Origin of the sequence: Burkholderia sp. ABCPW 111 (assembly GCF_000773065.1) — a bacterium.
GTDB lineage: Bacteria > Pseudomonadota > Gammaproteobacteria > Burkholderiales > Burkholderiaceae > Burkholderia > Burkholderia savannae.
This window is the reverse complement of record NZ_JPWT01000058.1, coordinates 1-14,648: the sequence shown is the minus strand read 5'-3', so window position 1 is coordinate 14,648 and position 14,648 is coordinate 1. Positions and strand designations below refer to the sequence as shown.

The 14,648-nt window shown below is 72.0% G+C and carries 14 protein-coding genes; 10 read left to right on the top strand and 4 right to left on the bottom strand.

The features are described from left to right. Positions 1 to 28 precede the first annotated feature (28 nt). Positions 29 to 949: a helix-turn-helix transcriptional regulator gene (locus X946_RS10515; RefSeq protein ID WP_038746814.1), complete on the bottom strand. Its 921-nt coding sequence runs from the start codon at positions 947 to 949 to the stop codon at positions 29 to 31. Positions 950 to 1,392: 443 nt separating this feature from the next. On the opposite strand from X946_RS10515, the gene X946_RS35450 reads away from it, so the two are divergent. The 10 genes from X946_RS35450 (at position 1,393) to X946_RS10455 (ending at position 11,487) form a co-directional block, all read left to right on the top strand. Beyond that, complete coding sequence (locus tag X946_RS35450) at positions 1,393 to 1,542, top strand: hypothetical protein (protein WP_038746970.1); 150 nt, start codon at positions 1,393 to 1,395, stop codon at positions 1,540 to 1,542. A 15-nt stretch (positions 1,543 to 1,557) separates the two neighbouring features. Continuing rightward, positions 1,558 to 2,079 carry a sigma-70 family RNA polymerase sigma factor gene (locus X946_RS10505; protein WP_038746811.1) on the top strand — a complete coding sequence of 174 codons (522 nt, stop codon included), beginning with the start codon at positions 1,558 to 1,560 and terminating at the stop codon, positions 2,077 to 2,079. Continuing rightward, a complete protein-coding gene (locus X946_RS10500) occupies positions 2,076 to 2,900 on the top strand; it encodes an anti-sigma factor family protein (protein ID WP_038746809.1) in 825 nt (274 codons plus the stop codon). Before X946_RS10505 ends, X946_RS10500 begins: the two co-directional genes overlap by 4 nt. A gap of 41 nt (positions 2,901 to 2,941) precedes the next feature. Continuing rightward, complete coding sequence (locus tag X946_RS10495) at positions 2,942 to 3,904, top strand: YceI family protein (protein ID WP_038746807.1); 963 nt, start codon at positions 2,942 to 2,944, stop codon at positions 3,902 to 3,904. A gap of 37 nt (positions 3,905 to 3,941) precedes the next feature. Continuing rightward, positions 3,942 to 4,301, top strand: coding sequence for a COG4315 family predicted lipoprotein (locus tag X946_RS10490; protein ID WP_038746804.1), 360 nt, complete (start codon positions 3,942 to 3,944; stop codon positions 4,299 to 4,301). A 512-nt stretch (positions 4,302 to 4,813) separates the two neighbouring features. Next, positions 4,814 to 5,353 carry a hypothetical protein gene (locus X946_RS10485; protein ID WP_152611680.1) on the top strand — a complete coding sequence of 180 codons (540 nt, stop codon included), beginning with the start codon at positions 4,814 to 4,816 and terminating at the stop codon, positions 5,351 to 5,353. 913 nt (positions 5,354 to 6,266) lie between these two features. Next, a complete protein-coding gene (locus tag X946_RS10470; RefSeq protein WP_038746793.1) occupies positions 6,267 to 6,776 on the top strand; it encodes a sigma-70 family RNA polymerase sigma factor in 510 nt (169 codons plus the stop codon). Further along, the gene (locus X946_RS10465; protein ID WP_038746790.1) at positions 6,773 to 7,777 is read left to right on the top strand and encodes a FecR domain-containing protein; all 1,005 of its coding nucleotides are present in this window, start codon (positions 6,773 to 6,775) and stop codon (positions 7,775 to 7,777) included. Before X946_RS10470 ends, X946_RS10465 begins: the two co-directional genes overlap by 4 nt. A 114-nt stretch (positions 7,778 to 7,891) precedes the next feature. Further along, a complete protein-coding gene (locus tag X946_RS10460; RefSeq protein WP_038746787.1) occupies positions 7,892 to 10,552 on the top strand; it encodes a TonB-dependent siderophore receptor in 2,661 nt (886 codons plus the stop codon). Positions 10,553 to 10,641: 89 nt separating this feature from the next. Further along, a complete protein-coding gene (locus tag X946_RS10455) occupies positions 10,642 to 11,487 on the top strand; it encodes a hypothetical protein (protein ID WP_038746966.1) in 846 nt (281 codons plus the stop codon). 142 nt (positions 11,488 to 11,629) lie between these two features. Here X946_RS10455 and X946_RS10450 read toward each other — a convergent pair whose 3' ends face one another. From X946_RS10450 to X946_RS10440, 3 genes are all read right to left on the bottom strand, one after another. Next, entirely contained in the window at positions 11,630 to 12,607 is a 978-nt protein-coding gene (locus tag X946_RS10450) for an ABC transporter permease (RefSeq protein WP_038746785.1), read from the bottom strand. Further along, positions 12,600 to 13,679, bottom strand: a complete 1,080-nt coding sequence (locus tag X946_RS10445) for an ABC transporter permease (protein ID WP_038746782.1) — start codon at positions 13,677 to 13,679, stop codon at positions 12,600 to 12,602. Before X946_RS10445 ends, X946_RS10450 begins: the two co-directional genes overlap by 8 nt. Then, a partial coding sequence (locus tag X946_RS10440) for an ATP-binding cassette domain-containing protein (RefSeq protein WP_152611678.1) occupies positions 13,676 to 14,648 on the bottom strand: 973 nt, incomplete at its 5' end. The genes X946_RS10440 and X946_RS10445, both read right to left, overlap by 4 nt.

Here is a 14,648-nt window from a genome sequence, read left to right as displayed (position 1 = left end):
GACGGATGTGTCGCGTTCATGGACAAAACTACGACGCGCGCGGTTTCGCGGCCCTCCGCGCCACGCTTTTCGCCGCGCCGGCCGCGCCGTTCGCTTCGCGGTACTCCTTCGGCGACACCCCGACGCACGCGCGAAACCGCCGCGAGAAATAGCCTTCGTCGCGAAACCCGACCGCGTGCGCGATGTCGGCGATCCGCCGCGTCGTGTGCGCGAGCAGCGACTGCGCGAGCGCGATCCGCCGCTCGGTGACGAGATCGGTGAACGTGCTGCCCGTTTCCTTGCGGATCAGGTGCGCGAGGTAGTTCGGCGACAGGAACGCCGCGCGGGCGGTGCCCGCGAGCGTCAGCTCGTCGTTCGTCAGGTTCGCGCGCACGTGGCGCAGCACGCGCGCGAACGCGTCGCGGCGGCCCGCGCGGTGCGCGCCGCTTAGCGCGAGTTTCGTGAGCGGGCCCGCGTACTGCGTGCAGACGAGCCCGATCAGTTGCAGCAGATAGCCGCGCAGCAGCGGCACCGAGCCGAACGTGCGCGCGCGGTCGGCCTCGAGCATGCGCTGCGCGAGGCGGCGCGCGTCGTCGAACGCCGCGCCCGTCAGGATGAAGTCGAGGTGCTCCTGGAAGCGGAACGGCGCGAGCTCGGGCGCGCGCTGCGCGGATACGTCTTCGAGATCGAGCGGGTCGACGTCGAGATCGGCGCGCAGGAACGTCTGCGAAAAATTGATCACGACGAAGTGCGCGCCCGGCGGATGCGCAATCAGGTGCTCGCGGTACGGCAGCACGAACGCGAGCGCGCCGCGCGGGAACGCCCGCGTGAGCCCGCCGATCTGCTGCTCGGTGTCACCGCCGAGGTTGAACTGGATCTGGAAGTACGCATGCCGGTGCGGCTCGGTGATCGCCTGGCGCGTGGCCTCGTCGCGGATGTAGAAGTCGAGGCGGTCGCTGCGCTCGGGCATCGCGTACGTGCGCGGCTTGGCTGGGGTGGGCGGCATGGGCGGTCGGGGCTGTCGTGATGCGGATGGTGCGGTCGGCCGCGCGCGGCGGCGCGGCGGGCAATCGTCGAATTGTCGCAAAAAAGGGCCGCGGGGGGAGCGGCATGGGCCGGCCGCGTGTTTGGGCGCGCGGCGGCGGGCGCGCTCGCAGCTTGCTTGCATCGGCGTCGCGTCGGCGCGGGATGACGCGCAGGAACGCCCGCCATCCGATCCCGAAACGGTTCCACCGCGTTTTCCAGCACGTGCAACGCCCGCGAAGCCGCGTATCGTTGTGAGTGGTTGTGAGTGCGTCCCGCAAACAACGGAATAAAACAAGCGCGGTGATCGTTCTCGTACACATGGGGCGCCGTCCGCCGCGGCGTGCGCGCGACGCCCGGACCCGACTGGCGCGCCGCCCGGAGGCGGAAATGAAATCGACGCGGATACTTTCGGTCGTATGCGCGCTGCTCGCGCTGATGCTGTCCGCGGGCTGCGCGTCGTCGGACGACATGTCGCCGTCCGGCCATGCGGCGCCGGCGAGCGGCTACGGCCGAGGCAGTGGCAGCGGCGGCTATTGAACGACGGCGCCGCGCGTGAGCTTCGAAACGGACGTCGTCGGCTGGCTGCCGCAACTGCGGCGCTATGCGCGCGCGCTGACGGGCGACCCCGCATGGGCCGACGACCTGGTGCAGGACACCGCCGAGCGAGCGCTCGCGCGGATGCGCGCGTTTCGCCCCGACAGCAACCTGCGCGCGTGGCTGCTGACGATCCTGCGCCATTTGTACATCGACCAGTTGCGCGCGCGCCGCGAATTCGCCGTCGACGACGACGAGGGCCCGTGGCGCACGCTCGAGGCGCCGGCGGGCCAGGTGGACGCGCTCGTGCTGCGCGACGTGCAGCGGATGCTGTACCGGCTGCCGCTCGAGCAGCGCGAGGTGCTGCTGCTCGTCTGCGTCGAGGAGCTGAGCTATCAGGAGGCGTCGGCGGTGCTCGGCGTGCCGGTCGGCACGGTGATGTCGCGGCTCTCGCGCGCACGCGAGCGCATGCGCGCGCTGCTGACCGACGCGCCGCTTCGACGGCCGGTGTCTTTCACAACGATGGGACATCATCGATGAGCGACGATTTCGATTCCACCGTCGCGCCGGATTCCGACGAGCCGGGGCTCTTCTCGCTGTCGGCGTTCGTCGACGGCGAGCTGCACGAGGTGGAGCGCCGCGCGGTTGCCGAACGGCTCGCGGGCGATTCGCGCGCGGCCGGCGTCGTGTCGCACTATCGCGCGCAGCGTGCGGCGCTGCGCGCGCTGTTCGCCGATCCCGTCGCGCAAACGAGCGGCCCGTGCATCGTGCTGCGCGTGCGCACGCCGTGGTGGCGGCGCGCCGCGCTCGCGGGCGGCGCGCTGGCGGCGGGCGTCGCGCTCGGCTGGCTGGGCGGCGCGTTCGCGCCCGAGCTCGCGCCGCAGTTCGCATTACCGTTCGCCGCGCCCGCGGCCGCGCAGACTGCGTTCGCGCGCCAGGCGAATCTCGCCTACGCGGTCTACGCGCCCGAAGCGCGGCACCCGGTCGAAATCGCGGGCGGCCGCGACGGCGCGCTCGGCGCATGGCTGTCGGCGCGCGTGGGCCGGCGGATCGCCGCGCCGTCGCTCGACGAATACGGCTTCGCGCTGCTCGGCGGCCGGCTGCTGCCCGGCACGGCCGGCCCCGCCGCGCAGTTCATGTACGAAAGCCCCGCGGGCGGGCGGCTCGCGCTCTACGTCAGCGCGTCCGCGCAGCGCGAGACGGCGGTCCGGCTGCTGCGCGACGGCGAGCGGCGCACGTTCTACTGGGTCAGCGACCGCACCGCGTATGCGCTCTCGGGCCAGATCGCCGAGGACCGGCTGCGCGCGATCGCGGTCGACGTCTGCGGCGAGCTCGGCGGCCATCCGGAGCAATGGCGGTAGGCGCGAACCGGGGCCGGCGTCGATGCCGCGAAGAGTCGATCATGGGTGCCGCCGGTTCATGCGCGAAAGTCGTCGCGATGCTCGTGTGCACGGCGCTCACGGCGCTCACGGCGAGTGCGGCGAGTGCGGCGAGTGCGGCGGGCACGCCCGCGAACGCGGTTGCGACCGCGACCGTGGCCTCGGCCTCGGCCGATTCGGCAGCCGCCGAGCCGGCCGGCGCGCTCGACGCGTCGCGGCGCGCGGTGCCGCGCTACCGGCTCGAACCGCAACGCTCCGGGCTCACGTTTCGCGTCGACAACTTCTGGCACGCGCACCTGACGATGCGTTTCACGCGAATGCGCGCGGAACTGATCGGCGGCGACGACGATCTCGTCGCGAGCCGCGTCGACGTGACGGTCGATGCGGCGAGCCTCGGCGCGAACGTGCCGTTCGTCGCCGCGCTCGTGAAGGGCTCGGCGATGCTCGACGTCGCCCGCTATCCGGAGATCCGCTTCGTCGGCACGCGTTTCGAGCGCACGGGCGCGACGACGGGCCTTTTGTCCGGCGAGCTGACGATCCGCGCGACGACGCGGCCGATCACGCTCGCCGTCCGGTTCGCGGCCGAACCGCGGAGCGGAGATTGGCGCGGCGGCGAGCGCGGCGACGTGCGGCACGCGGGGCGGCGCGAAGCCGCTTCGCCGGGCACGAACAGGCGCGACGCCGGCGTGCGCGAAGCCGATTCGCCCGACGCGAACGTGCGCGACGCCGATTCCCGCAGCGCCGTTCATGGCGGCGCGAATCCGTACGGCGGAGTGCGGCCCGACCCGGTTGCGCGCGGCGCCGGCGCCGATCCGCGCGACAGGTTTTCGCGCGACGCGCCGGGCGCTGCGCGCACGCTCGCGTTCGTCGCCGACGGCCACTTCAGCCGGTCCGCATTCGGGCTGTCGCGCTGGCTGCCCGCCGTCGGCGACGACGTGCGGATGCGGATCGACGCCGAATTCGTCAGCGAGCGCGCGAATCCGTAGCCGGCGCGCCCGTTTTTTTCGTTGGAGGAGAGTCATCATGATGAAGATTTTGCTGATCGCGATCGCATGCGCGGTGCCCTCCTTGGCGCTCGCGGAGCCGCCGAAGGCGGCGAACGGGATGGTGGTCGACGACGACGGCATGACGCTCTACACGTTCGACCGGGACACGATGCCCGGCAAGAGCGCGTGCACGGGCGGCTGCGCGGCGAACTGGCCGGCCGCGCTCGCCGACGCGTACGACAAGCCGGGCGGCGACCTAGGCCTCATCGCCGCGGCGGGCGGCAAGCTCCAGTGGACATACAAGGGGCATCCGCTGTATCGCTTCTCGGGCGACAGGAAGCCGGGGCAGCACAACGGCGAAGGCTTCGGCGGCATGTGGCACGCCGCGAGGCCGTGACGGGCGAGGGCGGGTGAGGGCGGGCCGCGACGGATGAGCGCCGATCGGGTGCGTCGGCGTCGGCCGTTCGCGCATGCGTGCGGCCGACGCGTTCAAAATCGCCGCCAACCCCGCCAACCCCGCCAACCCACCGGGAATGGCCGATCGTGTCGGTTGCGGCGGCCGCGAACGATCGTGAAGGCGGTATCGGCCTGGCCCCGGCCATGATGCACGCGATGCGCGCCGGTGTTGCTTCGCGCGTGCGGCCGACGCGCTCGCTCGATCGCGCGACGCGAACCGGCGGCGCGCACAGGGCGGCCTCGCTTGCGTCACGAGCGCGATGCCCGCAAGTGTGCCCACGGGAGGCGTGTTCGGCCGACGATCGGGTTGCCGCGTCGAAGCGATTCTTGCGCGAGCGGTCGGACCCGAAAACGATCTAGACCGAGGGCGGCGCGCGTTCGGCGCGGATGGTCATCGGCGCCGCGAGCGCCTGCAGCCGGACACGGCGCACGGCAAGCGGCCGGGAGGGAGCGATGAACGACGCAGGTTGGATGTCCGTTCATGGAGCTCGATTCGCCGCTCGCATAATCTCCTATATTCCCGTGTTGGGCTCGTGGGACGATCTGGTCAAGGCGCTGCTTCATAATCCGTCCCTCGGCGGCGGGCATCCGCACCATTTGCGCGCGCACCTCGCCGCGCGAGCGTCGGAGCCGCCGCCGACCCCGTGGTTTGCCGCCGACCCCGAACCGAATCCCTGGTCGCCCGCAACGTCCTTTCTCATCTCGGCGATCGGTCTGAACCAGGTCGCGCGCCAAATGCCGGAAGGGCAGCCTCGCCGCGATCTGTCCAGAAGCGTCGACGTCGCCATCGCCGATTTTATCGACGATTGGTGCGGCACGCGGCCTCCCGGCCACCCCTGGCCGTGGCCGGGACCGAACCCGCTGACGGCGACCCTGGTGTCGGAGCTTGGCGTCGCCGCGCAATCGTTCGACGGCGCGATGCGGGAGGAGGTGCTTCAAGTCGCCGGGCGGATCGTTCAGAAGTCGTTTGCGCCTGAAGCAGCCGGCCAGTGACGATGCGACAAAGCAGCCTTCGCGGCTGCTTTGTCGATCGCAAGTGTTTCGGCGCGCGCTCCGAAGGGAAAATGGCGCGGGCGTCGTCGCGCTCGCGTCTCGACCGCCGTTCATCGATCTCGGATCGTCGGATCGTCGGAGCGACGGGCTTGTCCTGCGCGATCGCATCGCCGTGCCCGACGATCATCCGCGCGAGCGTCATTGCGTCGACGAATCCGCAAGCCGGGCCGTGGCCGCGCTCGGCGCGAGCCGCTCGCGCGCGGCGAAATGAAAACGGATTCCGGCGTTGCGACGGTGCGTTCGCCGAGTGAGGGGCTGCCGGCCGCCTGAAGCCGGCGATCGCACGGGTCGAACCAGAACCACGGCGGCTGCTCGAGACGCGCCGGGCGCCCGCCCGCACGCCGACGATCGCCATGACGCGCTCGCTCGTCACGTGTTCACGCTTCAACCGGAATGCGGCCTGCGTCGATCCGCGGCGGATGGGGGCGCGGCTGATCGCGCATCGGCGCGCCGAGCGGGCGCGGCGGCCGTCGCGAACGTCGATGCGAGGCTGCGTCGGGCATTCGATCGCATGGCTCATCGGGGGGCCGTCGGCGGGGGCACGCGCTCGCGCGTGCGGCGCCCGTCGCTCGTACGCGTTGGCGTCGGCCCCGTAAATCGCCTGCCTGATGCGACGAGCGAGGCGACCGTATCGGCGCGACGCGCATCGGGATCGGCCGGCCATCGCGACGAATCAAGCGACGAATCAAGCGACGAATCAAGGATCACGAATGCCCGCCGCCGCCGCCGGAAAGTGGCGGCGGCCCCACAGATCGCGCGGCCATGCTAACTGTCCGATTACAAGCTTGTATATAATAATCATTCTCATTTACAAAACCGCATCCCGGCGCGACGGTCCGGGGGGATCACGTCCATGCCGGCCAACACTCTGCCTTTGCAGCGAGAGATCGCTGCGCTCTACACGGGCCATCGCGGCTGGCTGCACGGCTGGCTGACGAAGAAGCTCGGCTGCGGCGATCGCGCGGCCGATCTCGTTCACGACACGTTCATCCGCCTCCTCGCGCGCGACGAGCCAATCGACGCGGCCGAGCCGCGCGCGTTCCTGACGACGGTCGCGCAGCGCGTGCTGTACAACCACTGGCGGCGCGAGCGGCTCGAGCGCGCGTATCTCGATGCGCTCGCGCAGTTGCCGCAGGAGGTCGCGCCGTCGCCGGAGACGCGCGCGATCCTGTTCGAGACGCTCGTCGAGATCGAGCGGATGCTCGACGGGCTGCCCGCCGCGGTCAGGCGCGCGTTCCTGCTCGCGCAGCTCGACGGGATGACGCATGCGCAGATCGCGGCCGAGCTGCGCGTGTCGCTCGCGACCGTCAAGCGCTACCTCGTGAAGGCGGGCGCGCAGTGCTATTTCGCGATCGCCGCATGAGCGGGGCGCAGCGCTCGTGCGGCTCGCCCGCGGTGCCCGCGCCCGTCGCGCGCCGCGCGGTGCAATGGTGGGTCGAGCTCGGCTCCGGGCATGCGACCGACGCAACGCGCGCGCGCCTGGCGCGCTGGCGCGCGGAAGATCCGGCGCACGACGCCGCGTGGCGCCACATCGAATCCGTCAACGGACGGCTCGGCCGCGTCGCAGACGCGCTGAGCGCGCAGGCCGCCCGGGCCGCGCTGTTGCCGCCGCGCTCGCGCGAGCGGCGCGCGGCGGTCAAGGCGCTCGCGGTGCTGCTGTTCGCGGGCGGCGCCGCATGGATGGCCGATGTCGACGCGCCGTGGCGCGCGTGGGGCGCCGACGTGCGCACGGCGATCGGCGAGCGGCGCACGATCACGCTCGCGGACGGCACGACAGTCGTCCTGAACACCGCCAGCGCGATCGACGTCCGCTTCGACGACGCAACCCGCCGCGTGCGCCTGTTGCGTGGCGAGATCATGGTGACGAGCGGCGACGACGCGGCGCGCGCCGTCGCCCGTCCGCTCGTGATCGCGACCGCGCACGGCGACGTGCGGCCGGTCGGCACGCGCTTTTCGGTGCGCGAGCGCGGCGACGCGACGCGCGTCGACGTGTTCGAGGGCGCGGTGCGGATCGCGCCGCTGCGCGCGGCGGGCGACGCGCCATGGGTCACGGCCGGGCACGGCGCGGATTTCACGCGCGACGCGCTCGCCGGGCCGCCGCGCGCGATCGGCGGCGGCGCGGGCGCGTGGGCCGACGGGATTCTCGTCGCGTCGAACCTGCGCCTCGCCGATCTGCTCGCCGAGATCGACCGCTACCGCGCGGGCCGCGTGCGCTGCGACGCGGCGGTCGCGAACCTGCGCGTGTCGGGCACGTATCCGCTCGACGATACCGACCGCATCCTCGACACGTTGCGCGAGACGCTGCCCGTCGACGTCGAATACGTGACCCGCTACTGGGTGACGGTCGTCGCGGCGCGCGAATGAGCGCTTGCGAGCGCTTCGGACAAAAAAATCTCGCCGGGCCTGAGCCGTTTTCGATGTTCGCGTGACATGGGAAGTGAAGGCTGCATTCCACCCATCGTCAACGAGTCATCGATCATGGATTCATTCTGCAATCGCCAATATCGCCAATATCGCCAATATCGCCAGGCGCGCGGCGGCGCGTTCGCCGCCCCGGCGCTCGTGCCGGCCGAACCGGCTGAACCCGCTGAACCCGCTGAACCCGCTGAACCGGCGGCGCACGCCGCGCGTCCGTCTCGCGCGCATGGCCGCGCGCATGCGGCGCAGCGAAGCGAGCAGCGGCGGAGCGAGGCGCCCGCGCCGCAGTTCGCGCCCCGTCGCATCGTCAAGAGCGTCGCCGCCGCCGCGCTGTTCGCGGCGTTCGCCGCGCCCGCCGCATCGAAGGCCGCCGAGCCGGCCGCCGCGATGCGCGCGTACGACATCCCGGCCGGCCCGCTCGACGCCGCGCTGACCCGCTTCGGCCGCGAGGCGGGCATTCTGTTGTCGTTCCCCGGCGAGCTGGCGGCCGGCTTGCAAAGCCCCGGCCTGCACGGCCGCGCCGACACGGCGGCGGCGCTCGACCGGCTGCTGACGGGCACGGGCCTTGTGGCCGTGACGCAGCCGAGCGGCGGCTATACGCTCGTCAAGCTGTCCGCCGCGCCGGCCGCGCCGGGCGCGGGCGCCGCGCTCGCGGCCGACACGACGCTGCCCACCGTCTCGGTGCGCGCGAGCGGCCTGCACGCGGACAGCTACCGGCCGCCGCGCGAGGCCGCGGGCCTGCGCAGCGACGCGCCGCTCGCCGAGGTGCCGCAGGCCGTCAACATCGTGCCGCAGCAGGTGCTGCGCGACCAGCGCCCGCGCAACCTCGACGACGCGCTCGCGAACGTGAGCGGCATCACGCAGGGCAACACGCTCGGCAGCACGCAGGACACGGTGATGAAGCGCGGCTTCGGCGACAACCGCGACGGCTCGGTGATGCGCAACGGAATGCCGATCGTGCAGGGGCGCTCGCTGAACGCGACGACGGACAGCGTCGAAGTGCTGAAGGGGCCGGCGTCGCTGCTGTACGGGATCATGGACCCGGGCGGCGTGATCAACGTCGTCACGAAGCAGCCGCAGCTCGCGCGCTACAACGCGATCTCGGTGCTCGGCTCGACCTACGGGCACGGCAGGAACGGCGGCGAAGTCACGTTCGACTCGACGGGCGCGATCGGCGATTCGCGGCTCGCGTACCGCCTGATCGTCGATCAGACGAACGAACAGTACTGGCGCAACTACGGCGAGCATCGCGAGACGCTCGTCGCGCCGTCGCTCGCGTGGTACGGCCGCGATACGCAGGTGGTGCTGTCGTACGAGTACCGGCGCTTCCTGATGCCGTTCGACCGGGGCACCGCGCTCGATCCGCGCACCGGCGAGCCGCTCGCGATTCCCGCGCGGCGGCGCCTCGACGAGCCGTTCAACGACATGCGCGGCGAATCGAATCTTGCGCAACTAACGGTCGACCATCGGCTCGCGCCCGACTGGAAGGTGCACCTCGGCTACAGCTACAACCGCGAGACCTACGATGCGAACCAGATTCGCATCACGGCGATCGATCCGCTCAAGGGCACGCTCACGCGCAGCAACGACGCGACGCACGGCTCGCGCAGCACCGACAGCTACGGGATCGCGTACGTCGACGGCCGCGTCACGCTCGCCGGGATGCGGCACGACGTGCAGTTCGGCGTCGACAGCGAATACCGGCAGGTCTATCGCGCGGACATGCTGCGCCAGTCGATCAAGACGCCGTTCAGCTATCTGAATCCGACGTACGGGCTGATTCCGCCGTCGACGACCGTCTCGGCGTCCGACAGCGATCAGAGCGACACGCTGCACACCGCGTCGCTGTTCTTTCAGGACAGCGTTCACCTGACCGACAAGTGGATTCTCGTCGGCGGCGCGCGCTTCGTGCGCTACAGCCAGATCGCGGGACGCGGCCGGCCGTTCCGGGTCAACACGAACCTGAGCGGCACGAAGTGGCTGCCGCGCGCGGGCATCGTCTACAAATGGAACGACGCGCTGTCGCTGTACGGCAGCTACACGCAGTCGCTCAAGCCGACCTCGAAGATCGCGCCGATGACGGGCGGCTACGTGATCGACGGCTCGACCGCGCCCGAGGAGGGCGCGTCGTGGGAGCTCGGCGCGAAGCTCGACATGCCGAGCGGCCTGACGGGCACGCTCGCGTTCTTCAACATCGACAAGAAGAACGTGCTCGTGTCGCAGTACAACGACGCGACGAGCCAGACCGACTGGCGCACGTCCGGCCGCGCGCGCTCGCGCGGGATCGAGCTCGACGTGTCGGGGCGGATCGGCGAGCGCTGGAACGTGATCGCGAGCTATGCGTACATCGACGCGAAGACGACCGAAGACCCGCTCTACGCGGGCAACCGGCTGTGGAACGTCGCGCGGCACACGGCCTCGCTCGCGGCCGTCTACGACGTGGGCACGGTGTTCGGCGGCGACGATCTGCGGATCGGCGCGGCGGGGCGCTACGTCGGCGCGCGGCCGGGCGATTCGGCGAACAGCTTCACGCTGCCCGCGTACGCGACCGCCGATGCGTTCGCGACCTACGACACGCGGATCGGCAAGCAGAAGCTGCAGTTCCAGCTCAACGTGAAGAATCTGTTCAACCGGACTTACTACCCGTCGAGCGTGAACCGCTACTTCGTGTCGATCGGCGACGCGCGGCAGGTGTCGCTGCTGACGACGCTGCAGTTCTGAGCGGCGGCGTTTTCCATCGCGGATTTTTTGAATCGATGAAGCGCGCTTCGTGCCGTGCGGCGCACGGCGCGGGCGCGCGGGAGAAACCGATGAAGCAACGATTCGATCGTGTGGCGCAGGCGCGCCGCCGCGTGCTGCGCGGCCTCGGCGGCGCAGTGCTCGCATATGGCCTTGCGGGCGCGGCGACGCCGGTCGTCGCGCAGCCGGCCATGCAACCGGCCACGCAGTTGGTCACGCAGTCAGCCGCGGCCGCGGCGACGCCCGCGTCCGCCGGGCAGCCGCAGCGCGCGCCCGGCGGCTCGCCGAAGCCCGCTGCCGGCAAGCGCGTCGCGATGCTCGTCCAGCTCGGCGGGCCCAATCTGAAGACGGACGAGCGGGCGAAGGCGCATCTGGAATCGCGCGGCTACGCGGTGCGATTCGTCGACGAAGCGCAGCCCGTCGACGCCGCGGCCGACGCCGATCTCGTGATCGTGTCGTCGAGCGTGTCGAGCAAGCGCGTCGCGCGCGGCTGGCGCACGCTCGCGAAGCCGCTGCTGACGTGGGAGAACGATCTGCTCGACGATTTCGCGATGACGGGCAAGCGCCACGACGTCGATTTCGGCGAGACGGGCAAGGCGCGCTATCTGTGGCTCGTGAATGCGCCGCATCCGATCGCGGCGGGGCTGCCCGCGGGCACGACGAACGTCTACGGCCGGCAGGCGTCGATGAGCTGGGGCAAGCCCGGGCTCGGCGCGAGCATCGTCGCGACCGTCTACGGCGAGCCGGAAAAGGCGGCGATCTTCGCCTACGAGAAAGGCGCGACGATGGATTACGAATCGCTCGCGCCCGCGCGGCGCGTGATGTTCTTCCTGAACAACGACACGTTCGGCAATCTGTCGCCGGAGGGCGTCGCGCTGTTCGACGCGGCGATCGACTGGGCGGCGGGCTTGCGCTGAGCGGCGGCTCTGGAGGCGGAGCGCGGCAGCCGACGACTCGGCGTCCGGCGGCTCGGCGTCCGGCGGCTCCGCGTCCGGCAATTCGACACCCGGCAACTCGCCATCCGGCAACTCGCCATCAGCGGACGTCGCGCCCGCCGCTTCACGCGTGGCCCGCCTCGCGCGCGAGGCGTCCGCGCCCGAATGCAGACCCGAGCACGAGCACCGCGAACACGAGCGCGCCGCTCGCCACCTGCTGCCAGTAGAAATTCCACCCGATCAGGAGCAGCCCGTTCGCGACGAAGCTGACGAGCAGCACGCCGACCAGCGTGCCGACGACGTTCGGCCGGCGCGTCGCGGATAGCGTCGCGCCGATGAACGTCGCGCCGATCGCGTTCAGCAGATACGCGTTGCCCGCTTGCGGCGCGTACGACTTGACCGTCGACGACAACACGAGCCCGGCGGTGCCGTAGATCAGCGCGCTCGCGACGAACGCGCCCGCCGCGAGCGCGCCGACGCGCAGCCCCGAGTAGCGCGCGACGCCCGGTTGCGCGCCGAGCGCGCGTGCCTGCCGGCCGAGCGTCGAATGCTCGAGTGCGAGATGCAGCGCGATCGCGAGCGCGGCGACGATCCACAGCGGCAGCGCGACGCCGAACCAGGCGCCGTGCGCGAGCGCGTCGAACGCGGGCGGCGGAGCGGCGCTCAGCAGGTAGATCGGCTGTCCGCCGCCCGTCGCGAGCTGCTGGATCGTCTGGCCGATGAAGAGCGTGCCGAGCGTCGCGAGAAACGGCGCGATCCCGAGCCGCGTGACGAGCAGCGCATTGCCCGCGCCCACCGCGAGCGCCGCGCCGAGGCCCGCGAGCGCGGCGGGTGCGAAGCCCGCGCGATGCGCGAGCGCCGCGACGAACGCGAGGCTCGCGACGTCGATCGCGGTGCCGAGCGACAGATCGATCGCGCCGATCGACAGCGCGAGCGTCATCCCGAGCGCGGCGATCGCGAGGAGGGCGAAGTTGTTGACGAGCACGCGCTCGACGTTCGCGAGCGTCGCGAAGCCGGGCGCCGCGACCGCGAAGAACGCGAGAACGGCGACCAGCGCGCCGACGGCGGCGAAGCGTTGCAGGCGATCGAATGCGTCATGCATCGAAGGGACCCTCCGACTGGCGCCGGCGCAGCAGCGCGACGGCCGCGACGACGAAGAGAATCAGCGCGCCCTCGACGCCGCTTACCCAATAGCTCGACACGTTGTTCAACTGAAAGCCGTTCGCGAGCACGCCGACGAACAGGACGGCGACGAGCGTGCCGGGGATCGTCGGCACGAGCCGCCGCGAGAACGCCACGCCGAGCAGCACCGCGGCGACGACGGGCAGCAGGTAGTCGCCCGCGCCGGGCGCGCTGCCGCTCAGGAGCGCCGACGACGCGAGCGCGGCGAGCGCGGCGGACAGGCCGCTTGCGAGATAGCTCGACGCGACGTGGCGGCGCGCGTCGACGCCCGCGGCGAGCGCCGCCGCGCGATGCGCGCCGACCGCGTGCAGCCGCAGCCCGTAGCGGGTTCGGTGAACGAGCACGCCGAGCGCGGCCGCGACGCCGACGAGCGCGTAAGCCAGCCACGCCGCGCCGAACGGGCCCGCGCCGACGAGCGCGCCGAGCAGCGGGCTCGCCGACGGCACCGGCGTGTTCTCGGTCAGCACGAGCTCGAGGCCCGCGCAGACGTTCATCGTCGTCAGCGTCGCGAGGAGCGGCAGGATTCGCAGCCACGCGACCGCCCACGCGTTCACCGCGCCGACCGCGACGCCCGTCGCGCAGGTCGCGGCGATCGCGAACGCGTCGCCGTGCCCGTCGCGCGTGAGGACCGCGAACACCGCCGCGCACAGGCCGAGATTGGCCGCGATCGACAGGTCGAGCCCGCCTTTGACCGCGTCCGCGCCGCCGCCGATCATCACGATCGTCAGGCCGAACGCGAGCAGGCCGGTGACGGCGCTTTGCTGCAGCACGTTGCCGAGGTTCGCGAATGTCAGGAAGAGCGGCGAGCCGATCGAAAAGCCCGCGAATACGAAAGCGAGCGCAAGCCATGCGCCGCCGCGAAGGAGGGCGCGGCGGTCGAGCGCATGGCCGAGGGCGCGGCCGCGCGCGTGCGGGCGTTGCGCGGCCGCCGCGTCATTCGCGCGCCGCGTCGTCGTGGCCGGGCGGCCGAGATCGAATGCGCCGCGGCTCATGCCGCCGCCTCCGCGGCGGGCGGCGCCGGCTTCTCGTCGCGCGACGCGTCGGCGGCGGCCGCCGCATCGTGCGCGCCGGCATCGCCTTGCCGCGGCTCGCGCGCGAGCGTCGCCCACGCGAGCACGTCCTGCGTCGTCGTTTGCGCGGACGCGCGCGCCGCGACGATCTCGCCGCGCGCCATCACGTACACGCGATCGGTCACGTCGAGCAGCTCGGTCAGGTCGCTCGAAAACAGCAGCACGGCGGCGCCCGAGCGCGCGAGCTCGTCGATCAGCCGGTAGATCTGGGCCTTTGCGTCGACGTCGACGCCGACCGTCGGCTCGTCGAGCAGATAGACCGACGACGCGCGCCCGAGCCACTTCGCGAGCGCGACCTTCTGCTGGTTGCCGCCCGACAGGAAGCGCACCGGCCAGTCGGCGCGCGCGGGGCGGATGTCGAGCCGGCGGATCAGCGCGTCGGCGGCGTCGGCTTCGCGGCGGCCGCGCATGAAGCCGAAGCGCGACACGCGCGGCAGGCTCGCGAGCACGACGTTCTCGCGCACCGACAACGCGAGCGCGACGCCGTGCGCGACGCGGTTCTCCGGCACGAGCGCGATGCCGTGCGCGACCGCGTCGCGCGGCCGGCGCACGCGCACGGGACGGCCGTCGAGCGCGACGCCGCCGCGCACGCCGCGCGCGAGGCCGAAGAGCGCGCGGATCACGTCCTTGCCGCCCGAGCCGAGCACGCCCGTCAGGCCGACGACCTCGCCGCGCCGCACCGCAAACGACAGCGGGCCGAAGCGGCCGGGCAGCGCGAGGTCGCGCACGTCGAGCGCGACCTCGCCCGGCGTGCGCGGCGCGGCCCGCTCGCGGCGCGGCGTCGCGCCGCGAGCGGTAGCATCGGCAGCATCGGCAGCATCGGCAGCATCGGCAGCATCGGCAGCATCGGCAGCATCGGCAGCATCGGCAGCATCGGCAGCATCGGCAGCA